This window comes from Klebsiella sp. K47 (assembly GCF_051858335.1).
Classification (GTDB): Bacteria; Pseudomonadota; Gammaproteobacteria; order Enterobacterales; family Enterobacteriaceae; genus Klebsiella; species Klebsiella pneumoniae.
In genome coordinates this window covers 1-206 of record NZ_JBPYUI010000637.1, presented here as the reverse complement: position 1 = coordinate 206, position 206 = coordinate 1, and the positions used below count along the sequence as shown (strand labels likewise).

The following is a 206-nucleotide window of genomic DNA, read 5'->3' as shown; positions in this document are numbered from 1 at the left end:
CTATTGCAGCGTCACCGGCTACGGCAGCCGGGGTCCGCTCAAGGCCAAGGCGGGTTACGACCAGGTGCTGCAGACCATGACCGGGATGTGCGCCATGCAGGGCAAGGCTGGCGGGCCGCCCGAGATTCTCTACGGCTCCGTGGTGGACTACTACGCCTCGGCCCTGGTGGCGGGCGGCGTGTCGTCGGCGCTGTACGAGCGCGAGA

Annotated in this window: 1 protein-coding gene; it reads left to right on the top strand. The window is 68.9% G+C overall.

Features of this window, described 5'->3' with window-relative positions; all coding sequences use genetic code 11:
* Positions 1-206 (top strand): CoA transferase (locus RRF55_RS29510; protein WP_439419529.1); only part of this gene is annotated, 206 nt, incomplete at both ends.